Consider the following 22,358-nt stretch of genomic DNA (forward strand, 5'->3'; position numbering starts at 1 on the left):
TCACCGGCCGGCGAGCGCGGCGTGCACCTTCGTCAGGGCCGCCGCGATGTCGGCCACGTCCTCGGCGGTGTAGCGCTCGTTCCAGGCGATCACCAGCAGTCCTCCTCCGACGATCAGCTCCTCCGCCTTCGGGCACAGGCCTTCCTCGTACCGCGGGGCCGTTGCCGTCGTCAACGGATACCCGGACGCGCCGTACGTCCGCCGCTCGGTGAACAACGGCGTGAGGTACAGCGGCCGCTGGATGTACCCACCGTTGGCCGGGATCCCCTCCGCCCGCAGCGCTTCGGCGTACCCGTGTCCGTCGGCGCCGGCCGTCGCCGCGTCGACGAACACGGGGAACTGCCAGTACGACGTACCGTCGGGCGGCGCCGCGGTGAGCCCGGGCAACGGCGCGAGGGCAGCGGTCAGGTTGTCCGCGGTCTTGCGGCGATCCTCCACGACCCCGGCGAGGCGGCCGAGTTGGGCACGCGCGACGGCCGCCTGCAGTTCGGTCATCCGGTAGTTGAGGCCGAGGAAGAGATGGGTGCGCTCGTCGGTGTCACGAGGCCAGGCCTTGTCGGCGAAGAGCCGAGCTCGGCGGGCCAGCCCAGCATCGGACGAGATCGTGAGACCGCCGTCGCCGGCCGTGATGTGCTTGGACTGCTGCAGGCTGAAGCACCCCAGATGCCCGACGGTTCCAGCCAGCGCACCGTCGGGCGCACAACGGGTCAGGTACGCCTGGGCGCAGTCCTCGATCAGGACGAGGCCGTGGGCGTCGGCGAGTTCGCGGAGTTCGGCCACGGGTGCCGGGATACCGAAGAGGTGCACGACGATGATCGCCTTGGTCCGCTCGGTGATCAGGGCCCGGACCGCCGCGGGATCGAGGTTGCCGGTCGACGGATCCACGTCGGCGAAGACCGGGACCGCGTTCTGCGCGAGGATCGGCAGCACGGTGCCCGCGTCGGACAGGCAGGTCGTGATGATCTCGTCGCCCGGGTCGGGATCGACGGCCGCGACCGCCAGGTGCAATGCCGAGGTCCCCGAGGACGACGCCACCGCGTACGGCACGTCGTAGTAGTCCGCGAACTCCCGTTCGAACTCGGCCGTCTCGGTTCCGACGGTGCTGTTGAGCCGGCCACTCCGGACGACCCGGGTCACCGCCTCCACCTCCGCGTCGCCGAGGGTCCGCCCGGCCGGGCCGTTGACGGTCGGGAACGGACGGGTCCGGACCGGTGATCCACCGGTCAGGGCGAGTGGCGACGGCGACTTCGGCATGAGTGGACCTCCAGCTCCGTGGGCGACCCTCGCCCGGTGGTGCGATGGTGTCGACGGGCGCGGTTTTGTGGACTAACGTAATCCGGAATCCGGTCGACCGAAATAGATCGAGGTACCGAACATGACCGTGGATTCCGCAGCACTCGCGATCGACGGTGGGACCCCGGCCATGCCGGCCGGAGACCCGCCCCCGGAGTGGCCGGTGTACGACGGCACCGAGGAGAAGGCGCTGCTCGAGGTGCTCACCTCACGGAAGTGGGGCAGCACCCACGGCGACGTCGTCGCCACCTTCGAGCGCGAGTTCGCCGACTACCAGCAGGCCGCCCACGGCACCTGCCTGACGAACGGGACGCTCGCCATCACGGTCGCCCTCCGGGCCGCCGGGGTCGGGATCGGCGACGAGGTGATCGTCCCGCCGTACACGTTCATCGCGACCGCCGCCGCCGCGTTGTTCGTGGGCGCGGTGCCGGTCTTCGCCGACGTCGATCCCGGGACGCACCTGCTCGACCCGGACGCCACCGAGGCCGCCGTCACCGAGCGGACGAAGGCGGTCGTCCCGGTCCACCTCGCCGGTCGGCCGGCCGCGATGGACGCCTTCGCCGAACTCGGTCGGCGGCACGGCCTCACCATCATCGAGGACGCCGCCCAGGCGCCCGGCGCGGCGTACCAGGGCCGTCCGGTCGGTGCGCTCGGGGACCTGGGCACGTTCAGCTTCCAGACCAGCAAGAACATGACCGCCGGCGAAGGCGGGGCCGTGCTCACCGACGACGAGGAGCTCGCCGCCAAGGTGTACTCCCTGGTCAACGTCGGCCGGGTCCGCGGCGGCGGCTGGTACCAGCACGAGTCCGTCGGGTACAACCTGCGCCTCACGGAGTTCCAGGCCGCCGTCCTCCGCGCCCAGCTCGCCCGGCATCCGCAACTGCAGGAGATCCGGGAGCGCAACGCGGCGCTGCTGACGTCGTTGCTCGAAGACGTCGAGGGCGTGCAGCCGGCTCCGGACGATCCGGCCGTCACCGCGCATGGCCGGCACCTGTTCCTGCTCCGTATCCCGGCCCTGGCCGCACCCGGACGCCGTGACGCCGCCCTCCGCGCCTTGGCGGCCGAGGGCCTGACCGAGGTCTCCAGCGGCTACGTTCCGCTGCACCGGAACGCCGCCCTCATCGCGGAGTCCAAGGCCATCGCCGACCGCCTCGGACAGCCGTACCCGGAGGCCGAGTGCCCCAACGCCGACATCGTTTCGCAGGACACGATCTGGCTCACCCAGCGAACCTTGCTCGGCAGTGAGCAGTGGATCCGTGGTGTCGCGGCCGCCATCACCAAGGTCGCGCGGTCCGCGGACACCCTGGCCGGGACCGAGTAGGTGACCCCCTCACGCGCCCGCGTCGGCATCGTCGGTCTGGGCAGCATCGGCCGTACCCACGCCCGGGTGCTGGCCGAGCTGTCCGACCAGGCCGTCGTCGTCGCAGCCAGCGGAGGCAGTCCCGCAGTACTGGCTGAGCTCGGGCTTTCGGACACCGCGCACCTCTCCCCCGACGAACTGCTGACCCGCCCCGATATCGACCTCGTCGCGATCACCGGTCCCAGTGGAGTCCACGGGGAACTCGCGCTCGCCGCGTTGCGGGGCGGGAAGGCGGTCGTGGTCGAGAAGCCGCTCGCGGTCGACACCGGGACCGCGGCGGAGATCGTCCGGCTGGGCGAGGAGCTCGGCCTGATGGTCGCCGTCGTCGCCCAACGCCGGCTGGAGCCGCAGAACGTCGCCGTCAAACGGCTGCTCGATGCCGGCGAACTCGGCCGCCCGCTGCTCGGGGAGACCTTCGTGCACTGGCACCGCGACGACGCTTACTACGCGCACGCGGACTGGCGGACCTCGCAGGCCGACGGCGGTGGCTCCCTGATGAACCAGGGGCTGCACAATCTAGATCTGCTGCACTGGTTCCTCGGCCCGGTCAGCTCGGTCACCGGGCACTACGCGACGCTCGGCCACACCATGGACGCCGAGGACACCACCGTCGCCACCCTGCGGTTCGCGTCCGGCGCATTGGGGCTCGCGGCAACCACCACGGCCACCCGGCCAGGTGATCCGGCCCGGCTCACCGTCTTCACCAGTACCGGGGTCCTCGAGATCACCCACACCGAGATCAGCCGCTGGGAGTTCGACGGCGTACCGCGGCCCGCGCCGGCCGACGGGCCCGCCGCGGGGTCGTCCGATCCGGCCGCGATCGGCGACGCCGGCCACCTGGCCCAGTGGCGCGACATCCTGGCCGCGTACCGGGACGGCCGCGATCCCGCGATCAGCGGACGCGACGGGCTCGGCACCGTGGAACTGTTGTGCGGAATCTACGAGGCGTGCCGGACCGGGCGCGCCGTCACCCTCACGGAGCACCCATGATCCGGCTGGCCGTCGCGGGCACAGCGCATCCCCACGTCGAGTACGTCCTGTCCGAGCTGGCCCACCAGCCGAATGTCCAGCTCGTCGGTATCAGCGAGCCGGATCCGGCCGCCGCCCAGCGGTACACGGGTGGCCTCGACGTTCCGACGTACACCTCGCACGAGGAATTGCTCGACACCCACGACGTCGATGCCGTGGCCGTCTGCGGTGAGTACGGTGCGCGGGCGGACGTGGTTGTGGCCGCGCTGCAACGAGGTGCGCACGTCCTCGCCGACAAGCCGTTGTGTACGACGCTCGACGACCTCGACCGGATCGACAAGGCCGCGCGGACCGCCGACCGGCTGGTGTCGATCATGTTCGAGAAGCGCGGTCACCCTGTCACCATCGCGGCCCGGCAGCTGGTCGAGGACGGCGTACTCGGCGACCTGGCGCTCGTCGCGTCGACCGGGCCGCACAAGCTGAACCGGGAATCACGGCCGGCCTGGTTCTTCGACCGGACCCGCTACGGCGGGATCCTGGGCGACCTCCCTGTCCACGACATCGACCTCGTCCTCGCCTTGTCAGGTGCACGCGCCGGAAGCGTTGCCGGGCGGGTCGGGAACCGCTCGCTCCCGGAGTACCCCGGCTTCTCCGACAACGGTGCCGTCCTGCTCGGTGCCGACGGGGTCACCGCGACGATCGAGGCGCACTGGATGTGGCCGGCCGCCTCGGCGTACCACGGCCAGTACCGGATGCGGCTGACCGGGACGTCGGGTACGGCCGAGCTCGATTGGGCGCTGGGAACGCTCGCCGTGGTGACGCGCGATCGCGACGTCCATCATCCCGAGCTGGGCGCTCCGGTGCGGCCGGCCGAGGACTTCCTGACTGCGCTCGTGGCCGGCCGCCACCCGGAGGTCGGTACCGCGGACAGCCTGGTGGCGACCCGCATCGCGTTGCTCGCTCAGCTCAGCGCTGACACCGGCGGAGTACCCCAGAACTGGTCGCGGTAGGACGGCCTCAGGCGCCGCTGTCCCTCCGGACCGGCAGGACCGCGCCCAGCAGCTGCTTGGTGTAATCCTGCTCCGGCCGGGTGAACAGTTGCTCGGTCGCGCCTTCCTCGACGACGCGGCCCTTGTTCATCACGACGACGCGATCGGCGAGCCGCTCGACCACCGCGAGGTTGTGCGAGATGAACAGACAGGTGAGACCGAGCTTCGCGCGCAGGTCCAGGAACAGTTCCAGGATCTGCGCCTGGATCGAGACGTCGAGCGAGGACGTCGGTTCGTCGCAGACCAGCAGCTCGGGTTCGAGCGCCAGCGCCCGCGCGATCGCGATGCGCTGCTGCTGCCCGCCCGAGAACTGCCGCGGGTACAGCTCCGCGTGCCGCGGGTTGATCCCGACCAGTTCGAGCAACTCGTGCGCCTTGGCCCGGCGCGCGGCCTGCTCACCTCGCGCGTGCAGCCGTAGCGGCTCCATCACGTTGCCGATCGCGGTGAAGTGCGGGAGCAACGAGCCGTACGGGTTCTGGAAGACCATCTGCAGCCGGGGCCGCAGCAACCGCAGCTCCTTGGCCGGGATCGTGGCCAGGTCCCGTCCGTCGAACAGCACCCGGCCGGACGTACACGGCTGCAGGCCCATCACGATCCGCGCCATCGTCGACTTGCCGCTGCCGCTCTCGCCGACCAGGCCGAGCGTCTCGCCGCGGCGGAGTTCGAGCGAGACGTCGTCGACGGCACGGACCTCGCCCGCTCGGGTGTCGAACACCTTGGTGACGGACTCGGCCCGGACCAGGACCGGGTCGCCCGCGGATTCCGGACTGTGCTCACGCATGGACGGCCACCTTCCAGCACGCAGCCTGCCGACCTGGGCCGATGGTCACGATCTCCTGCTCGGTATGGCATCGCGGCCGCTCGGCCAGCGAGCAGCGCGGATGGAACGAACACCCTTCCGGTCGCTGGGTGAGATCCGGCGGACTGCCCGGCACGGGTGCGAGCGGCAGACCTCGTCCGCCGACCTCGACACTCGAACCGATCAGGCCGACGGTGTACGGGTGGCTCGGCGTGTCCAGGAGCTCGCGGGTCGGCGCCCGCTCGACCACCCGGCCGGCGTACATCACCACGGCGTCGTCGCAGAAGTAGCGAGCGACGCCGAGGTCGTGGGTGATCATGATGATGCCGGTGCCCTGGTCCTTCAGCCCGGCCAGCAGGTCGAGGATCTGCCGCTGCACGGTGACGTCGACGGCCGTCGTGGGCTCGTCGGCGATCAGCAGGGCCGGCTCGGTCACCATCGCCATCGCGATCATCGCCCGCTGCCGCATCCCGCCGGACAGCTGGAACGGGTACGTCCGGATCCGCTTCTCCGGGTCGGGAATGCCGACGTCGCCAAGTGCTCGGACGGCCCGCTTCTTCGCGTCCGCCTTGGTGCAGATGCCGTGCCAGAGCAGGTGTTCGGTGAGCTGGCGTTCGAGTGTGAGGGTCGGGTTCATCGCATCCATCGCACTCTGGAACACCATGCCGATCTCGCGACCCCGGAGCCGGCGCATCTCCTTCTCGCTCAGCCCGAGCAGATCGCGGCCACGGAACCGCGCCTCACCACTCGTCACCCGCGCGGTCTTCGGCAGCACCCGCAGCACACTGCGGACCGTGACGCTCTTCCCGCTGCCGCTCTCCCCCACGATCGCCAGCGCCTGCCCGGGACGGACGTCGAACGTCACCCCGTCGACAGCGACCAGGGCATCCCCGTCGTCGCGCCGGAACTCCGTGCGCAGATCCCGTACTCCGAGCAGTACCTCGTCCTGGTCGGTCATCGCTGCTCCCCACTGGAGTCGAACGCGTCCCGCACCCCGTCGCCGATCCAGGTGAACGCGAGCAGGGTCAGGGCGAACAGGACCGCGGGCGCGATCAGCATGTGCGGTGCCGCGAGCAGGTACCGGCTGCCTTCGCTGATCATCGCGCCCCACGACGGCGTCGGCGGCTGCACCCCGAGTCCGAGGAGCGCCAGGCCGGCCTCCGCGGCGATCGCGGCCGGGATCGCGAAGCTGGTGGTGACCAGGATCGGGCCGATCGCGTTCGGCAGGATGTACCGCACCGCGATCGTCGGTCCCTTCGCGCCCATCGACCGCGCCGCTTCCACGTACTCACGTTGCTTCAGCGCCAGTACCTGCGCGCGGACCAGACGGGCCTGGGTGACCCAGGACGCGATCCCGATCGCGATCACCAACGCGAAGATGCTGCGGCCGAGGACGGTCACCATCACGACGGCGAACAGGTAACTGGGAAAGGCGTACATCACGTCGGTGGCCGCCATCAGCGTCGTCTCGACCCGCCCACCGAGGTACCCGGCGGCGAGGCCGATCACCAGCGCCAGCGTGAGCGCGGTCAACTCGGCGCCGAAGGCAACGGTCAGGGCGGTCCGCAGCCCGTAGACGAGCCGCGAGAAGATGTCCCGGCCGAGCAGGTCGGTGCCGAGCAGATGCCCGCCGGTTCCGGGTCCGACGAGCTTGTTCGCGATATCGGTCTCGCCGTACCCGTACGGCGCGATCAGCGGGGCCGCGATCGCCGTGACGCACAGCAGGACGGCGAAGATCAGGCTGCCGAACGCGAGCCGGTGCCGCCGGAACCTGGACCACGCGCGGGCCCACGGTCCACGGGCCCGAGCCGCCCCGGCGCCCGACTGCGCCGCGATCGGCTGGTCGTTCTCGAGGCCGGCGGCCACGACCTCGACGGTCTCCCGGTTCTCAATGTCCGTGATGAGACCCACCTCCTTCGGCTCGGATGCGGGGATCGAGGACGGTGTAGATCAGGTCCACGACCAGGTTCGTGACCATCAGGATGAGCGCGAAGAACAACGCCGTGCCCATCAGCAGCGGCATGTCCCGGCTGGCGGCCGCGTTCGCGAAGTACAGGCCGAGCCCGGGGATCCGCAGCAACGCCTCGACGAAGACGGTGCCGGTCATCAGGGCCGCGAGCAACGGACCGACGACGGTGACCAACGGGATCAGCGAGTTGCGCAGCACGTGCCGCACGATCACGGTCCGCGGTGGACCGCCCTTGGCCAGCGCCGCCGTGACGTACTCCTCGCGCAGTGTCTCGAGCATGCTGGACCGTACGTACCGGGCCAGCACCGCGGCCGGCCCGAGGCTCAACGCGAGCACCGGCAGGATGAGGTTGGACGGTCCGTCCCAGCCGCCCGAAGGGAGCCATTTCAGTGACGCGGAGAACAACAGGATCATGAACGCCGCGGTGAGATAGCTCGGCAACGCGTGCCCGAGCGTGACCAGGAACATCGTGCCGTGGTCCGTCTTCGAGTTGTGCCGCAGCGCGGTGAACACCCCGATCGGCACCGCTATCAGCAACGCCAGCACCACCGCGATCAGGGCGAGCGTCGCCGACACCGGGAACGCCTCGGCGATGATGTCCTGGACGTCCCGGCTCGCGTACTTGTAGGACGGCCCGAAGTCCCAGACGACCGCGCCCTTCATGAAGATGAAGTACTGCTTCCAGACCGGCACGTCCTCGCCGTACCGGTCCGCGAGCTCGCCCACCATCGACTCGGTCCCGACGCCGCCGAAGTTGGTGGCGCCGCTGTTCACCCGCTGCAGGTCCGCGAAGTTGCCCGGGGCCAGCTGGAGCAGGGTGAAGGTCAGCACGGAGACCGCGAGCATCGACAGGATCAGCCGGACGATCCGCTTGCCGAGGTACACAGTGAGACCCACGCTCAGCTCCTCACGCCCAGCGGCTTGAAGTAGAAGAAGTCCGGGTACGCCCGCAGCTGCAGGCCTTCGACCGACGGCTTCACCGCGTGGTACAGGCTCTGCCAGAGCACCGGGACGTAGAGGTACTGCTCCTCCCGGATCTTCGCGGCCTGCTTGTACAGGTCGATCCGCTTGTCGTCGTCCGGTTCCGCGGCCGCCTTCTTCACCAGCGCGGCCATCTCCTTCGCCGGATCCGAGGAGGAGGTGTCCAGGATCGCCTGGAGCTGGGCCGACTTCTCCGCCGGTTTGAGGTCCTTGTTCTCCTGGATGCCCTGGTACTGCTGCCACTTGTCGCTCGGCAGGCTCAGCTCCTGGACGTTCTTCGGCGACCAGAGCGAGCCCACCATCGTCGCCCAGGTCGGCAACCCGGCGAAGGTGCCGTAGTAGTACCCGATGTAGTTGCCCTTCTGGACCGCCCACCGGCGCTCGACGTACACCCCCGACTCGACGTGGTCGAGGCTCGCCTTGATCCCCAGCTGCTTGGTCCAGACGTCGATGATCGCGTCCGCGAGCGTGGTGTCCGTGACCCCCAGCAGGATCCGCACCGGCGGCAACCCCTGCCCGCCCGGGTACCCGGCGGCCGCGAGCAGCGCCTTCGCCTCGGCCACGTTCTCCTTGACGGCGATGCTGTCGTCCCAGCCCGCGGTCCGCTCGGTCACGAGGGAGACACCTGGTTGCTGGCCGGGCTGGATCCCGGCCAGCGTCTCTCGTCCGAGGGCCAGCGAGAGCGCCTTGCGGACCCGGACGTCCTCGAGCGCCTTGTGTTCACTGCGCAGCTTGGCGAGGTAGAGGATGCTGTAGTTCTCGGTCTGCTTGAGCTCCTCGGCCAGCTTCGCGTCCTTCTGGAACCGCAGCACGTCCGCGCCGGTGAGCAGGGTGAGGTCGGTCTCGCCGTTCTCGTACGACACCGTGCCCGTCGCGGCCGCGCTCGGCTCGACCAGGTTCACCTGGATCCGGCTGAGCTTGACCTTGTCGCGGTCCCAGTACTTCTCGTTCGGGACCAGGACCAGGCGCGAGTTCGCCACCCACTCGGTCACCGTGAACGGGCCGTTGGAGACGAAGTTCGGCGGGTTCTGCCAGTCCTTCGGCTTGCTCTCGACCAGGTTCATCGGCAACGGCAGCAGCGCCGGATGGGTCAGGGCGAGCAGGAAGTCGGGATTCGGGTTCGCCAGCGTCAGGACGAGTTCCCGGTCACCGGTGGCCTTGACGCCGACCTGGGACCAGTCCGTCAGCACGCCGGACAGGAACTCCTCGGCGCCCTTGATCGCGGTCGACGACTGGTAACTGTTGGCACCGAGCGTGGTCCCGCCGGCCGAGCCCGACGCCGGGGTGAAGAGCCGCTTGTAGGTCCGCTCGAAATCCCCCGCGACGACCGGATCGCCGTTCGACCACTGCGCGTCGTCCCGCAGGGTGAAGGTGTACGTCAGCTGGTCGTCCGAGAGCTTCCATTCCTTGGCGACGCCCGGGACGACGTCGTCGCCCTTCTCGTTCTGGGTGACCAGACCCTCCGAGATGCCCCGGCTCAGGATCCACATACCGTTCGTGATGACCTGTGGGTCGAGCACCTCGACCGGCACGAAGTCGATCGTCAGCTGCTGGCCGCCGGCCGCCTTCTCCTCCTCGCTGCCGAACAACCCGCAGCCGGTCAGCGACCAACTGCCGCCGAGCGCCACAGCGGTGAGACCGGACAGCCGCAGGAAGTCTCGCCGAGTTCGGCCGACCGGTGGCACCAGCTTCGTGGTCGCGCGCTTCGTCATTCGCGGTGCCGCCTTTCTGACGTCCTCAATTCGACTTATGGCCGTGACCGTAGGACTCGGGAGGCGTGCTGTCAACGGATTGCGGGCGCCCTGCCGCAACTTCACCGAATCGCTGCGCACCGACGGCGTTCCGGGCAGCTCGAGGTGGCCGATGACGGCCGATCCCTTGTGATATCGGTCCTGTCCGTAATACAGTCGCACGGCATGCGAATAGGTGTCATCGACCTCGATACCTCCCATCCGGAAGCGTTCCTGCCGTTGCTCCGGCAGCGCGGCCACGACGTGGTCGCGGTCTACGGCGGCCAGACCGTCGTCGACGACGACTACACCCGCGACTACGCGAAGAAGCACGATCTGGCGGTGGTCCCGGATCCCGGCGACCTGCTCGGCGCCGTCGACGCGGTCTTCGTCCACAGCGTGAACTGGGACCACCACCTGGTCCGCGCCCGGCCGTTCGCCGAGGCCGGAGTCCCGATCCACTTCTGCAAACCCTTCGCCGGACGCGCCAGTGAAATCCGCGAAATGGTCCGCTGGTCCGAGCAGGGCGTACGCCTGTCCGGTGGCTCGGCGTTGCGATGGTCGTCCGCCGTCGCCGACTGGCAAGCCTCCGGGCGACAAGTACTGACCGCGTTCGCCGCGACGTACGGCCATCCTCTCGACTACGGCATCCACGCCTACTCGTTGCTGTCCGGCCTGCTCGGACCCGGCGTGGAGGCTGCTCGCGCACTCGATGCCGAGGGCCAGCGGGTGGAGCTGCGCTGGCACGACGGCCGTACCGCCGTGGTCGCGGTGGCGCCGTCAGGCACCGGTGGGTACGGGTTCTTCGCGAGCCTCGTCTCCACCGACGGCGTCCATCAGGTCGAGGCCGGCGGCAAGGACCTCTACGACCGCTTCATCGAAGTGACGGCCGGCCATCTGGCCGGGGACTCCGACCAGCCCGTCACCTTCGCCGAACTCGTCGAACCCGACCTGGCCGTCATCGCCGGCCTCGCGTCGGCTCGCCACGGCGGCGATTGGATCGGGCTCCACGACGACGCCCGCATCGACGAGGTCGCGTTCGACGGCCAAGCCTTCGCCGCCGGGTACCGCGTCAATCGCCGCAAGGCCCTCGGCCTAGCGTGACGTCACGGGCACCGCGGCCAGGCCTTGTGTCTGGCGGCGGAGCTTGGCGAGGTGGTGGAGGTTCTCGGCGGTGAAGAGAGCCAGGGCTGTCCAGATCAGGACGAACCCGACCAGCCGGGCGGTCGGCATCGGCTCGCGGAAGACGAAGACGCCGAGGACGAACTGCACGGTCGGCGTGACGTACTGGAGCAGGCCGAGATACGTCAGCGGGATGCGGGCGATCGCTCCGGCGAAGAACAGCAGGGGAATCGCCGTGGCGGGGCCGGCCGCGACGAGGAGGAGTGACGTCGACCAGCCGTCGTGGCCGAAGGCGGCGCGACCGGCGAACTCCAGCCAGACCAGGTAACCGAGGACGAACGGGAGGATGATCGCGGCTTCGACGGCGAGGCTCTCGACCGCCGGAGTCGCGGCCTTCTTCTTCAGCAGGCCGTAGGTGGCGAAGCTGAGCGCCAGCCCGACGGCGACCCACGGCACGCGGCCGTAGTCGACCGTCAGCCAGCCGACCGCCACCGCGGCCAGGCCGATCGCGAACCATTGCGGCCGGCGGAGCCGCTCCTGGAACAGCACGACGCCGATGACGACCGTGATCAGCGGACTGATGAAGTACCCGAGGGACGTCTCGACCACGCGCGCGTGGTTCACGCCCCAGATGTAGAGGTACCAGTTGAACGCGATCACCGCCGCGGCCGCACCGAGCAGCCGGAACGCGGCGGGCCGCCTCTTCAGCTCGCGCCACCACCCGGCCCGCGGCCGGACGCAGAGCAGCAACGCGATGAAGCCGAGCGTCCAGACGAACCGGTGGGCGAGCACCTCGACCGCGCCGGCGTGATCGAGCAGCCGCCAGTACAGCGGCAGCAGCCCCCAGATGCCATAGGTCGCCGCACCGAAGAGCAGTCCTCGGTTCACGCCGGCGTCGGTCGTCCCGGTCATGTCAGCACGCGGTACTTGAGGTGGGTGACGCCCGGCGCCTCGACGGCCCGGACCTGTTCGAGCCGCACCTTCGTGTCGGCGGAGAAGATGCGGGCACCATCGCCCAGCACCAATGGGACGACGTGGAGTTCCAGCTCGTCCAGCAGGCCCGCGGCCAGGTACTGCTCGACGATGCTGCCGCCACCCCACAGCATCACGTCCATGCCGCCGGCCGCTTTCTTCGCCTGGTCGAGCGCGGACTCGATACCGTCGGTGACGAAGTGGAACGTCGTCCCGCCCGCCATCTCCACGGGCTCACGGCGGTGGTGGGTCACGACGTACACCGGGTAGTGGTACGGCGGGTTGTCGCCCCACCAGCCCTTCCACTCTCCGTCACCCCAGTCGCCACCCCCGATCGGGCCGAACATGTTCCGGCCCATCACGGCGGCGCCGATGTTTTCCCGCACCTCCTCGACGATCTGGGCGCTGACGTTCTCCTCGCCACCCTGCTCGCCGTGGGCCTCGCGCCAGGCGGCCAGCGGGATCACCCAGTCGTGCAGCCGCTCACCGCCCTCGCCGAGCGGGCTCTCCACGCTCTGGTTCGGGCCGGCCACGAAACCGTCCAGCGAGATCGAGATATGGCACCTGAGCTTGCTCATCGTTGCTCCTCGGTCGGCGGAGTACTGCGCTGTGGTTCCAGCGTGGCCGACCGCAATAGATGACGTCTAATGCCAAATACTCGACCAACTCATTGATAATGTTGATCTATGCTCAACCCGGTCCATCTCCAGGTGCTGGCCGCGGTGGCGCGGCACGGGTCCGTCACCGAGGCGGCCAAGGAGCTGCACTACTCGCAGCCGTCCGTGAGTCACCACCTGGCCCGGTTGGAGGCCGCGACCGGGGTGAAGCTCGTGCAGCGCGTCGGCCGGGGCATCCGGCTGACCCCGGAAGGACGGCTGCTGGCGAACCGGGCCGCCGAGATCATCGGCCGGATCGAGGCGGCGACCACCGAGCTGGCCGCCCAGGTCGGACTCCAGGCCGGGCAGGTCCGGCTGGCCGCGAACACGTCCGTGCTCAGCACGATCGTGCCGCGCGCCGCCGTCCGGCTGGCCGCGTCGTACCCCGGGCTCGAGCTGATCCTGATCGAGCGGCACCCGGTCGAGGCGTTGCAGATGCTGCGGCACGGCGAGATCGACGTCGCCCTCGTCTTCCGAGCCGCCGACGCACCGGCCGAGGAGGAGGGCTTCCGCCTCGTCCACGTCGGCGACGACTCGATCTACCTGATCAGCCAGGACCCCGACGACAAGCTGGTGAACCACCGCGACTCGCCCTGGATCGGCGGGTGCGAGCGCTGCCAGAAGGAGCTGTTCACCGTCTGCGACGAGGCCGGTTTCACCCCCCGGATCGCCTCGCTCAGCGATGACATGGTCGTCGTCCAGGCTCTCGTCGCCGCCGGCGTCGGCGTCACCACGCTGCCCGGCCTGGCGTTGGAGGCGCATCGCCACCCGGAGATCCACGCCACCGGGATCTCCGGGTACCACCGCCAGATCCACGCGGCCACCTACGGAGAGCCACCGGATCCGCCCGCCACCGTCGCCTTGATCCAGGCGCTCCAGGACTCCGCCGGATGAATCACAGCGCCCGGCCGGCTTCGATCGCATGCCGACGGGTACCGAGGTCTGAGTGAGCGCATCAGAGCTGTCCGGTGGACTCGTCGCCGGCCGGTACCGGATCGGCGGCCCGATCGGCCGTGGCGGCATGGGTCAGGTCTACCGGGCGACCGACGAGATCCTCGAGCGGGACCTGGCGATCAAGGTGATCCTGCCGACGCACCAGGACTCCACCGCCGCCGAGCGATTCCTGCGGGAGGCCCGGGCCGCCGCGCGGATCGTCGATCCGCACGTGGTGGCGACCTTCGACTTCGGCTCCCACGACGGCGCTTCCTATCTGGCCATGGAGCTCGTCGAGGGACACTCGCTCGCCGAGGAACTGCAGCGGACCGGCGTCCTGGCACCCGCTGTCGCGCTCGACATCGTCCGGCAGGCGGCCGCGGGACTGGCCGCCGCCCACGCCCAGGACATCGTGCACCGGGACGTCAAACCCGCGAACCTGCTGATCGCGGCCGACGGCACCGTGAAGGTCGCCGACTTCGGGATCGCCCGGGTCCTCGACGAAGCGACCTCGACGCTGACCGGCGTCGGCCAGCTGGTCGGCACCACGCACTACCTCGCCCCGGAGCGCGCCCTGCAACGACCGGCCTACGCGGCCTCGGACGTCTACTCGCTCGGGTGCGTCTTCTACCAGATGGTCACCGGGCAACCGCCCTTCCGGGGCGAGAGCCCCACCGCGGTCCTCTACCAGCACGTCGAGGAAGTGCCGTCGGCGCCGAGCCACCATCGCGGCGAGCTGACCGCTGAGATCGACAGCCTGGCGCTCTGGATGCTGGCCAAGGATCCCGCCGATCGGCCCACCGCTGCCCAGGTCGCCGCCGGCGTCACGGCGCCGGGCGGGCCGGAAGCCGCCGCCGTACGGCGCGAGCATTCGCGAAGGTTCCTGGCCGGAGCCGGTGCCATCGCCGCGCTGGCGGTCTCGGCGACCGTCGGCGTCCTGCTCGGTCTCGGCGATCTCCGGCCGCCGACCGCCGACCTCGTACCACCCGGCTCGAATCCGAGCCAGGTCCGGACCACCGAGCCGTCTCGGGCGGACCCGTCCAGCCAGGCCACGGCCGATTCGTCGTCGACGGCACCCGACATCGCCGTCGATCACCGCACCAGCCCGGTCACCTCACCGGGCGGAGGCGATCCGTCCCAGAGCGCGACGCCGACGCCCAGTACTCCGCCGGCGTCGACCTCGCCGTCGAAGCAGCCCGACAGCACCTCGACGCCCCCGCCGTCGACGCCTCCGACGACTCCGGCTCCCGATCCCAGCTCGACCCGTACTCCCCCACCGAGTTCGCCCGTCGCCCCCAGTACGACGCCGTCGGCCACGTCGTCCGAGGTGCCGAGCACCCCACCCGTCACCCCGAACCAGACGAGTACCGAGCCCGCGCCGAAGATGGCGTCAGAGGCCCCAGAAGGCTGAGATCCGACGGGCCGCTCCGTGCGGCAGAGCGGAACCCAGCCGAGCAGTACGCAGCACGCGCGGGCCGAATCGCACAGTTTCAGCCACGGCCCGCTGTGCCGGCCTCAGTCCTCCACGACGATCGCCAACGCCGGGCAGACCGCCTCCGCGTGGTGGAGGTCGCGCGCCAGCTCGGCGGGCGGGTTCTCGTCGAGCAGCACGACGACACCGTCCTCGTCCCGCTGGTCGAACACCTCGGCGGCGGCCAGCACGCACTGACCGGAGGCGACGCACCGGTCCTGGTCGACGATGACCTTCATCTCGCGAACCTCGCTTCCTCGCCGGTCACCAGGTGACGGGCAACGCATGGACGCCGTACACGGAACCGTCGTGTTTGAACGGGATCTCGGCCAGCTCGGCGGCCCGGCGCAACGTGGGGATCCGGCGGTACAGGGTGCCGTACACGACCTGCAGTTCCATCCGCGCGAGTGGTTGCCCCAGGCACTGGTGCACGCCGAACCCGAACGCCACGTGCCGCCGGGCGTCGCGGCCCAGGTCCAGCCGGTCCGGGTCCGGGAACGCCGCCGGGTCCCGGTTGCCAATGTCGTTCGGAAAGATCACCCCGTCGCCGGCCCGGAGCACCTGACCCTCGAACTCGATGTCGGCCAGCACCGCCCGGCGCCGGCCGTTGTGGGTGATGTTCAGGTACCGCAGCAACTCCTCGACCGCGCCCTTGACCACGGCCGGGTCGGTGGTGTCCCGGAGGACGGCGAACTGCTCCGGGTGTTCCAGCAACGCGAGGGTGCCGAGGGCAATCATGTTGGCGGTGGTCTCGTGCCCCGCGAGCAGCAGCAGAACGCCCATCCCAGCCGCGTCCTGGCGGCTCAGCTCACCGGCCTTGATCCGCTCCGTGAGACCGGACAGCAGGTCGTCGCCCGGATCCGCCAGCTTCGCGCCGACGAGGTTGTCCAGGTAGCCGGCCAAGTTCCCGTGCGCCGTGGCCCGTTGCTCCGGGGACACGTCGAGCCGGATCAGCTGTTTGCTGTTCTGCTGGAAGAAGTCGTGGTCCGTGTACGGGACGCCGAGCAGCCGGCAGATCACCAGGGACGGCACCGGGAGCGCGAACGCCTCCATCAGGTCCACCGGTTTCGGCCCGGCCAGCAGGTCGTCGATCAGGTCGTCCACGATCCGCTGGACCGCGGGCCGCATCGCCTCCACCCGCTTGACCATGAAGGGCGCGGTGACCATCCGCCGCAACCGGGCGTGCTCGGGATCGTCCATCAGGATGAACCCGATCCCGACGCCCCCGTCCGACTTCGGCGGCGCGCCGGTCGGACTCGGGTACCCCGGGCTGGTGACGTCGGAGCTGAGCCGCGCGTCGGCGAGCAGGGCGCGCTGGTCGGCGTACCGGGTGACCAGCCAGGCGGGCCGGCCGAAGACCCGCACCTTGACCAGCGGCGACTCGGCCTGCAGCTCACGCAGCCGCGGCGGCGGGTCGAACGGGCAGCCGGCCGCGCGGGCCATCGGGTACGCCGGGGCTTCGTCGATCGTCATCGGAGTCCTTCCGCAGTGAGGTTTCCCGACACCGGCGCGGTCCACAGACCGACGATGCCGTCGATCAGTCCGGTCGCCATCTCCGGCCAGCCGGCCCGTGCCGTCGGCGTTCCCTCGGCCAGCGCGCGTTCGTACTCCGCGCACATCTGCACGATCAGGTGGCGGGCCATGTCGCCGCGTTCCAGCCGGACCGGCAACGGCAGTCCGGCCAGGCACGCGTTCAGGCCGTCGAGGATCCGGCGCAACGTCGGCGAGGTCAGCGACTCCTCGATCATCACCTCGCGCAACGAGGGGTCGTTCATCAGCTGGGCGTTGAACCGGGCCAGCCAGCTCGGCACGCCGAGCGTCGCGAAGTGGTCGGTGGCCGGGCGGACCAGGCAGCTGACCCAGGCCCGGACGTCGGTGCTGCCCTCGGCCGCCGCGAGCAGCTCCGAGCGGCGTTGCTCGATCCGCTCGGAGTGCTTGCGCGCGATCGCTCGGACCAGGTCGGTCTTGGTGCCGAAGTGGTACCCGACCGCCGTGTTGTTGCCCTGGCCCGCGGCCTGGCTGATCTGCCGGTTCGACACCTCGTGCACGCCGTGCTCGGCGAACAGGCGTTCCGCCGTGACCAGGATCAGTTCCCGGGTCGCGTGCACCCGCCGGGGCCGGTCCTCACCATCGGTCACCAGACATCACCTCCGCGTCGCCTGCGACCAGCCTGCCGACCCGGATGCGTTAAATCAAGTGCCTGACTTAAAGTAGTTGCGAAAACCAACCACAGTGACCCTGCGAGCGCCGGCTACTGGGAGACGCTCTTCCCGTCCGGCTGGTCCGCCGGGGTGACCTCGTCGTCGGCCGCCGCCGCCGCCAGGTTGCGGGACTTGTACAGGCTCGCGACGGTGGTGATGCCGAGCGTCAGGATGATGAAGCCGAGCGACAGCCAGATCGGGATCTCCGGCGCCCACTCGATGTGCTCACCACCGTTGATGAAGGGCAGCTCGTTCTTGTGCATCGCGTGCAGCACCAGCTTCACGCCGATGAACGCGAGCACCACCGACAGCCCGACGGACAGGTAGATCAGCCGCTTCAGCAGGTCACCCAGCAGGAAGTACAGCTGGCGCAGACCCATCAACGCGAACACGTTCGCCGTGAACACCAGGAACGGCTCCTGGGTCAGGCCGTAGATCGCCGGGATCGAGTCCAGCGCGAACATCAGGTCGGTCGTGCCGAGCGCGATGATCACCAGCATCATCGGGGTGACCAGGCGCTTGCCGTTCTTGACCACGGTGAGCTTGACGCCGTTGTACTCGTCGGTCGCGTTCAGCCGCTTCTGGGCGAACCGGATGACCGCGTTCTCCTTCTCCTCGCCGTCCTGGTGCGTGCCCTGCTTGGCCTGGTGGTACGCGGTGAAGAGCAGGAACGCGCCGAACAGGTAGAAGACCCAGGAGAACTCGTTGATCGCGGCGGCGCCGACGGCGATGAAGATGCCGCGGAAGACGAGCGCGAGGATGATGCCGATCAGCAGCGCCGTCTGCTGGTACTTCCTCGGCACCTGGAACCTGGCCATGATGATCAGGAAGATGAAGAGGTTGTCGACCGAGAGCGAGTACTCGGTCAGCCAGCCGGCGAAGAACTCACCCGCGTACCGGCCGCCGGAGAACATCCAGACGCCGAGCCCGAACAGGATCGCGAGCCCGACGTAGAACGCGATCGCGGTCGCGGACTCCTTGGTGGACGGCTCGTGCGGACGACGGCCGATGATGAAGACGTCGAAGGCCAGGATGGCCAGCAGCACGCCGACCGTGATGTACCAGACGTAATCGTGAACCTGCACAGTTTCCTCCGGAGCGCAGACGTGATCCAACTCCGAAGGTCTCTTCCGCCCGGGCGTAGGCTCACTCCGGACCGACGGCACCGGGAGGGCATGGGCCCTGAACCGTATTGACGGTGCCACCGCAGAGGAATACTCCCCTTCTGCCCCAAGTGTGGCGGATACCGCCCCGACACGCCAAATCGTTGCCCAACGCACCTGATCGGCCGGCCGGGTCGGCACCGGCCCGGGCGAGCGACGAGGGACCCCCGATGCGGCCACCCCGGGGGTACGGTTCTGGCCATGGTGGTGGGGCGGGACAGTGAGCGGGAGCGGGTGGCCGCGGTACTGGGTGCCGCGCGGGGTGGGCGGAGCGGGGCGCTGGTGGTCTCGGGTGAGGTCGGGGCCGGGAAGTCCACGGTGCTGGAATTCGCGGTCGGGGCGGCGGAGGGGATGGTGGTGCTGTCCGCCGCGGGGACCGAGTCCGAGGCGGAGATCCCGTACGGCGCGTTGCATCTGCTGCTGCATCGGTATCTGGACCGGCTGGACGCTGTCCCCAGGCCGCAGGCGGCCGCGTTGCGGGCGGCGTTCGGGCTGGCCGAGCCTGGGGCCGGATCCGGCGACCGGTTCCTGGTCGGCGCGGCGACGTTGAGCCTGCTGGCGGAGCTGGCCGGGGAGCAGCCGCTGGTGTGCGTGATCGACGACGCGCAGTGGCTCGACCAGGCCTCGGCCGACGCGCTGTACTTCGCCGCGCGCCGGCTCGGTGCGGATCCGATCGCGATGCTGTTCGCGGTGCGCGACGAGGGTGACCCGGTTCCGGCCGGGATCGAGACCGTCCGGCTGCCCGCGTTGAGTCCGGCCGAGGCCGAGCAGCTGCTGACCGAGACGGCGCCGGACCTCGCCGTACCGGTCCGGAATCGCGTCCTGGCCGAAGCCGCCGGGAATCCGTTGGCCATCGTCGAACTCGGTGCGGCGACCGGCCAGGATCGTCCGCCTGCCGATGACCAGGTCGCTCCCCTGCGCGTGGCCGGCCGGGTCCAGGGCGTCTTCCGGGCTCAGCTCGGCCAACTGCCGGCGGCCACCCGGCTGGTGATGGCCGTTGCCGCGGCCGACCAGTCGGTGGGCCTCGACACGACCCTGCGCGCCGCGGCCGAGCTCGGTACGGCGGTGGGCGATCTGGAGCCGGCCGAGCAGGCGCGACTCGTCCAGGTCACCGGGAACGAGGTGCACTTCCGGCATCCGCTGGTCCGGTCGGTCGTGTACCAGGACACGCCGCATCACCAGCGGATCACGATCCACGCCGCGCTCGCCGCGGTCCTGACGGACCGGCGGGACGCGGATCGGCGGGCCTGGCATCGGGCCGCGGCGGCCACCGGGGCCGACGAGGAGATCGCCGAGGAACTGGAACGGGCGGCCCGCCGGGCCCAGGACCGCGGCGGCATGATGGCCGTGGCCGTGGCGTCCGAGCGGGCAGCCCGGCTCAGTACCGACGACCGGGCCCGGGCTCGCCGGATCGTCCAGGCCGCGCGGGCCGCGTACGACGCGGGCAGGCCGCAGTGGGCGAACGACCTCGCCCTGGAAGCCGCCGCCGGGACGGACGAGCCCGCGTTGGTTGCCGAGGCCACCTTCTTGCGGGCCCAGGTCGAGTACGAGTCGATGTCCCCCGAAGGCGACGCGAGACTCGCTCTGGAAGCCGCCGAGCTGGTCGCCAGGTCCGACCCGGAGCTCGCTGCTTCGATGCTGACCGAGGCGGTGTACGCCGCGCGCGACGCGGCAGCGCCCGACTTGCTGGCCCGCGGCGTCGGCCTGCTCGAACAGCTCGACCTCCCGGCGGACTCCGGCCATCGCCTGCTCGCTGCCGGGCTGATCGGCTGGAATCACCTGCTGGCCGGTGAGTCCCAGGTGGCGATTCCGCTGATGAGGTCGCTGGTCTCGGCCGCCGAGTCCGGCGCTCTGTCCGGCCATCTCGAAGGCCTCGGCGCCGGCTTCACCGGTCTGCTCGCCGGTCAGGACCAGGGTGCGCGCGCTCTGCTCGAAGCCGCGACCGCGGCCTTCCGGGCGGAGGGGGCGCTGACCTGGCTGACGTACGCGCTGGAGCCGCTCGCGATCGAGCAGTTGCTGCGGGGCGACTTCCACGGCGCCGAGGCGAGTGTGGCCGAAGGATCCGCGCTCGCTTCGGCGCTCGGGATGGCGATGCAGGCGGCGATCTTCGACGCGATCGCGATCTGGCTGGCCGCGCTGTTCGCCGACGAGAAACGGTGCCACGCGCTGGCGAGTACGACGGCGCCCGCGGCCAAGGCGCATCCGGCGATCACCGCGTTGGCGGAGTGGGGGCTCGCGATGCTCGACCTGGCCGCGGGGCGTAGCTCGGCCGCGTTCGACCGGCTCGACACGGTCTGCGGTGGACCGGCCAGGTACGACGTCGTGATCCGTGCGGTGCCGGACCACGTCGAGGCCGCGGTCCGGTCCGGGCGGCCGGAGGCGGGGCGACGGTACCTGGCCGGGTTCGACTTGTGGGCCGGCGCATCGGGGCAGCCGCACCTGCTCGCGCTGTCCCGGCGATGCCACGCGCTCCTCGATGCCGACGCGCGAGCCGAGGACCATTTCACGGCCGCACTCGACCTGCACGGCTCCCGCCGGTACGACGAGGCGCGCACCGAGCTGGCATACGGGGAATGGCTGCGACGACGTCGGCGGCGCGCAGACGCGAAGGACGTACTGATCCGCGCCCGCGACGGCTTCGAGCGGCTGGGCGCAACCGGCTGGGCGGCGAGGGCCCGGGCGGAGCTGGACATCCTCGGTGGTGCCGCGGCCCCGGCGGACGACGCGGATCTGCGCAGCCGGCTCACCCCGCAGGAGTTGCAGGTCGTCCGGCTCGCCGCGGCCGGGTACAGCAACCGGGAGATCGCCGCGCAGCTGTTCCTCAGCCCACGCACGATCGGGCATCACCTGTACCGCGCGTTCCCGAAGATCGGTATCTCCAAGCGGATCGAACTCACCCAGCTCGACCTCTGAAGCCACAGGGCGACTTACTCAGCGCCACGGCACCTCAGCGGACAAGTACAGCAGAATGACCGATGCGCCACTCCCTGGTCGCGCCCTAGCTTCGAGCTGTTGATGCCGCGGGGCTGCCCGAAGGGCTCGGGCAGTTGCAGACGCCGAGGAGCTGACCGATGCCGAGAGTCGTCGCGAACATGTCGATGTCGCTGGACGGATTCGTCGCCGACCCCTCCGACGGGGTGGGCCATGTCTTCGCCTGGCAGGCGGCCGGGACGGTCCCGATCCGGCTGCCCGACGGGACCGAGCAGGGCCTGGTCTCCGCCGCCAGCTCGGCGCACATCGGCAAGCTCTGGGAGGAAGTGAAGGTCCTCGTCGTCGGCCGCCGGACCTTCGACCTGTCCAAGGCGTGGCAGGGCGAACCGCCGCTCGGGCTGCCCACCGTCGTCGTCGCCCACCAGGTCCCCGAGGACTGGGCGAACGACGGCAAGCCGTTCACCTTCGTCACCGACGGCGTCGAGAGCGCGATCGACCGGGCGAAGGCCCTCGCCGGCGACGGCGTCATCGCGGTCAGCGGCGCCGATCTCACCCAGCAGTGCCTGAACGCTGGTCTGCTCGACGAGCTCAGCATCGACGTCGCGTCGGTCCTGCTCGGCGCGGGCATCCGCTACCTGGACAAGCTCACGGACACCCCGGTCAAGCTGGACGGACCCGAGGTCGTAGCGGGTGACGGCGTGACCCACCTGACGTACCAGGTGTCCGCCCTCACCGACCAGCCCAAGCTCGGCGGGTAGG

20 protein-coding genes are annotated in these 22,358 nt (G+C 70.2%); 8 read left to right on the top strand and 12 right to left on the bottom strand.

Annotated elements, in window-relative coordinates; all coding sequences use genetic code 11:
• Nucleotides 1-1,254 (bottom strand): DegT/DnrJ/EryC1/StrS family aminotransferase, encoded by a 1,254-nt coding sequence (locus tag FB561_RS29045; protein ID WP_145812214.1) that lies wholly within the window; start codon nt 1,252-1,254, stop codon nt 1-3.
• Nucleotides 1,255-1,375: 121 nt separating this feature from the next.
• Between FB561_RS29045 and FB561_RS29050 the strand changes: the two genes are divergently transcribed.
• From FB561_RS29050 to FB561_RS29060, 3 genes are read left to right on the top strand one after another with little or no spacing between them, the layout of a single operon-like run.
• Nucleotides 1,376-2,614 (top strand): DegT/DnrJ/EryC1/StrS family aminotransferase, encoded by a 1,239-nt coding sequence (locus FB561_RS29050; protein ID WP_145812216.1) that lies wholly within the window; start codon nt 1,376-1,378, stop codon nt 2,612-2,614.
• A complete protein-coding gene (locus tag FB561_RS29055; protein WP_145812219.1) occupies nt 2,615-3,643 on the top strand; it encodes a Gfo/Idh/MocA family protein in 1,029 nt (342 codons plus the stop codon).
• Nucleotides 3,640-4,632, top strand: coding sequence for a Gfo/Idh/MocA family protein (locus tag FB561_RS29060; protein WP_145812220.1), 993 nt, complete (start codon nt 3,640-3,642; stop codon nt 4,630-4,632). Before FB561_RS29055 ends, FB561_RS29060 begins: the two co-directional genes overlap by 4 nt.
• A 7-nt stretch (nt 4,633-4,639) precedes the next feature.
• On the opposite strand, the gene FB561_RS29065 is transcribed toward FB561_RS29060, so the two are convergent.
• Genes FB561_RS29065 through FB561_RS29085 form a run of 5 tightly spaced genes read right to left on the bottom strand, consistent with a single transcriptional unit; the run spans nt 4,640 to nt 10,132 of the window.
• A complete protein-coding gene (locus tag FB561_RS29065) occupies nt 4,640-5,452 on the bottom strand; it encodes an ABC transporter ATP-binding protein (RefSeq protein WP_145812222.1) in 813 nt (270 codons plus the stop codon).
• Nucleotides 5,445-6,428, bottom strand: coding sequence for an ABC transporter ATP-binding protein (locus FB561_RS29070; RefSeq protein ID WP_145812224.1), 984 nt, complete (start codon nt 6,426-6,428; stop codon nt 5,445-5,447). The genes FB561_RS29065 and FB561_RS29070 overlap by 8 nt, the downstream gene beginning before the upstream one ends.
• Nucleotides 6,425-7,381, bottom strand: a complete 957-nt coding sequence (locus FB561_RS29075; RefSeq protein ID WP_238335112.1) for an ABC transporter permease — start codon at nt 7,379-7,381, stop codon at nt 6,425-6,427. Before FB561_RS29075 ends, FB561_RS29070 begins: the two co-directional genes overlap by 4 nt.
• Nucleotides 7,359-8,336, bottom strand: coding sequence for an ABC transporter permease (locus tag FB561_RS29080; RefSeq protein ID WP_145812226.1), 978 nt, complete (start codon nt 8,334-8,336; stop codon nt 7,359-7,361). The genes FB561_RS29075 and FB561_RS29080 overlap by 23 nt, the downstream gene beginning before the upstream one ends.
• A 2-nt stretch (nt 8,337-8,338) precedes the next feature.
• Nucleotides 8,339-10,132, bottom strand: a complete 1,794-nt coding sequence (locus FB561_RS29085) for a peptide ABC transporter substrate-binding protein (protein ID WP_170284800.1) — start codon at nt 10,130-10,132, stop codon at nt 8,339-8,341.
• A gap of 204 nt (nt 10,133-10,336) precedes the next feature.
• Here FB561_RS29085 and FB561_RS29090 point away from each other — a divergent pair, with 204 nt between their 5' ends.
• Nucleotides 10,337-11,254 (top strand): Gfo/Idh/MocA family oxidoreductase, encoded by a 918-nt coding sequence (locus FB561_RS29090; RefSeq protein ID WP_145812230.1) that lies wholly within the window; start codon nt 10,337-10,339, stop codon nt 11,252-11,254.
• On the opposite strand, the gene rarD is transcribed toward FB561_RS29090, so the two are convergent.
• Nucleotides 11,246-12,184 (bottom strand): EamA family transporter RarD, encoded by a 939-nt coding sequence (rarD, locus tag FB561_RS29095; protein WP_202880771.1) that lies wholly within the window; start codon nt 12,182-12,184, stop codon nt 11,246-11,248. The genes FB561_RS29090 and rarD overlap by 9 nt on opposite strands.
• Nucleotides 12,181-12,822: a dihydrofolate reductase family protein gene (locus FB561_RS29100; protein WP_145812232.1), complete on the bottom strand. Its 642-nt coding sequence runs from the start codon at nt 12,820-12,822 to the stop codon at nt 12,181-12,183. Before FB561_RS29100 ends, rarD begins: the two co-directional genes overlap by 4 nt.
• 108 nt (nt 12,823-12,930) lie before the next feature.
• Between FB561_RS29100 and FB561_RS29105 the strand changes: the two genes are divergently transcribed.
• Together FB561_RS29105 and FB561_RS29110 are read left to right on the top strand one after the other, a co-directional pair.
• On the top strand, nt 12,931-13,794 hold the full coding sequence (locus tag FB561_RS29105; protein ID WP_145812233.1) for a LysR family transcriptional regulator: 864 nt from the start codon (nt 12,931-12,933) through the stop codon (nt 13,792-13,794).
• A 52-nt stretch (nt 13,795-13,846) separates the two neighbouring features.
• Nucleotides 13,847-15,244, top strand: a complete 1,398-nt coding sequence (locus tag FB561_RS29110) for a serine/threonine-protein kinase (RefSeq protein WP_238335113.1) — start codon at nt 13,847-13,849, stop codon at nt 15,242-15,244.
• A 104-nt stretch (nt 15,245-15,348) separates the two neighbouring features.
• On the opposite strand, the gene FB561_RS29115 is transcribed toward FB561_RS29110, so the two are convergent.
• The 4 genes from FB561_RS29115 to FB561_RS29130 form a co-directional block, all read right to left on the bottom strand.
• Entirely contained in the window at nt 15,349-15,543 is a 195-nt protein-coding gene (locus FB561_RS29115; RefSeq protein ID WP_145812234.1) for a ferredoxin, read from the bottom strand.
• A gap of 25 nt (nt 15,544-15,568) precedes the next feature.
• Nucleotides 15,569-16,777 carry a cytochrome P450 gene (locus tag FB561_RS29120; protein WP_145812235.1) on the bottom strand — a complete coding sequence of 403 codons (1,209 nt, stop codon included), beginning with the start codon at nt 16,775-16,777 and terminating at the stop codon, nt 15,569-15,571.
• Nucleotides 16,774-17,442: a TetR/AcrR family transcriptional regulator gene (locus FB561_RS29125; protein WP_145812236.1), complete on the bottom strand. Its 669-nt coding sequence runs from the start codon at nt 17,440-17,442 to the stop codon at nt 16,774-16,776. The genes FB561_RS29120 and FB561_RS29125 overlap by 4 nt, the downstream gene beginning before the upstream one ends.
• Nucleotides 17,443-17,555: 113 nt before the next feature.
• Nucleotides 17,556-18,590 (bottom strand): TerC family protein, encoded by a 1,035-nt coding sequence (locus FB561_RS29130; protein ID WP_145812238.1) that lies wholly within the window; start codon nt 18,588-18,590, stop codon nt 17,556-17,558.
• Nucleotides 18,591-18,869: 279 nt separating this feature from the next.
• Here FB561_RS29130 and FB561_RS29135 point away from each other — a divergent pair, with 279 nt between their 5' ends.
• The gene (locus FB561_RS29135; protein ID WP_145812240.1) at nt 18,870-21,581 is read left to right on the top strand and encodes an ATP-binding protein; all 2,712 of its coding nucleotides are present in this window, start codon (nt 18,870-18,872) and stop codon (nt 21,579-21,581) included.
• Nucleotides 21,582-21,739: 158 nt separating this feature from the next.
• On the top strand, nt 21,740-22,357 hold the full coding sequence (locus tag FB561_RS29140; protein ID WP_145812241.1) for a dihydrofolate reductase family protein: 618 nt from the start codon (nt 21,740-21,742) through the stop codon (nt 22,355-22,357).
• The last annotated feature ends 1 nt before the right edge of the window (nt 22,358 follow it).

Source organism: Kribbella amoyensis, from assembly GCF_007828865.1.
Lineage (GTDB): Bacteria > Actinomycetota > Actinomycetes > Propionibacteriales > Kribbellaceae > Kribbella > Kribbella amoyensis.

Coding starts and splice junctions, on each gene's coding strand:
- FB561_RS29050 (WP_145812216.1), top strand. CDS start 1,376: ATGACCGTGGATTCCGCAGCACTCGCGATCGACGGTGGGACCCCGGCC.
- FB561_RS29120 (WP_145812235.1), bottom strand. CDS start 16,777: ATGACGATCGACGAAGCCCCGGCGTACCCGATGGCCCGCGCGGCCGGC.
- FB561_RS29065 (WP_145812222.1), bottom strand. CDS start 5,452: ATGCGTGAGCACAGTCCGGAATCCGCGGGCGACCCGGTCCTGGTCCGG.
- FB561_RS29070 (WP_145812224.1), bottom strand. CDS start 6,428: ATGACCGACCAGGACGAGGTACTGCTCGGAGTACGGGATCTGCGCACG.
- FB561_RS29045 (WP_145812214.1), bottom strand. CDS start 1,254: ATGCCGAAGTCGCCGTCGCCACTCGCCCTGACCGGTGGATCACCGGTC.
- FB561_RS29135 (WP_145812240.1), top strand. CDS start 18,870: ATGGTGGTGGGGCGGGACAGTGAGCGGGAGCGGGTGGCCGCGGTACTG.
- FB561_RS29085 (WP_170284800.1), bottom strand. CDS start 10,132: ATGACGAAGCGCGCGACCACGAAGCTGGTGCCACCGGTCGGCCGAACT.
- rarD (WP_202880771.1), bottom strand. CDS start 12,184: ATGACCGGGACGACCGACGCCGGCGTGAACCGAGGACTGCTCTTCGGT.
- FB561_RS29090 (WP_145812230.1), top strand. CDS start 10,337: ATGCGAATAGGTGTCATCGACCTCGATACCTCCCATCCGGAAGCGTTC.
- FB561_RS29115 (WP_145812234.1), bottom strand. CDS start 15,543: ATGAAGGTCATCGTCGACCAGGACCGGTGCGTCGCCTCCGGTCAGTGC.
- FB561_RS29105 (WP_145812233.1), top strand. CDS start 12,931: ATGCTCAACCCGGTCCATCTCCAGGTGCTGGCCGCGGTGGCGCGGCAC.
- FB561_RS29140 (WP_145812241.1), top strand. CDS start 21,740: ATGCCGAGAGTCGTCGCGAACATGTCGATGTCGCTGGACGGATTCGTC.
- FB561_RS29100 (WP_145812232.1), bottom strand. CDS start 12,822: ATGAGCAAGCTCAGGTGCCATATCTCGATCTCGCTGGACGGTTTCGTG.
- FB561_RS29060 (WP_145812220.1), top strand. CDS start 3,640: ATGATCCGGCTGGCCGTCGCGGGCACAGCGCATCCCCACGTCGAGTAC.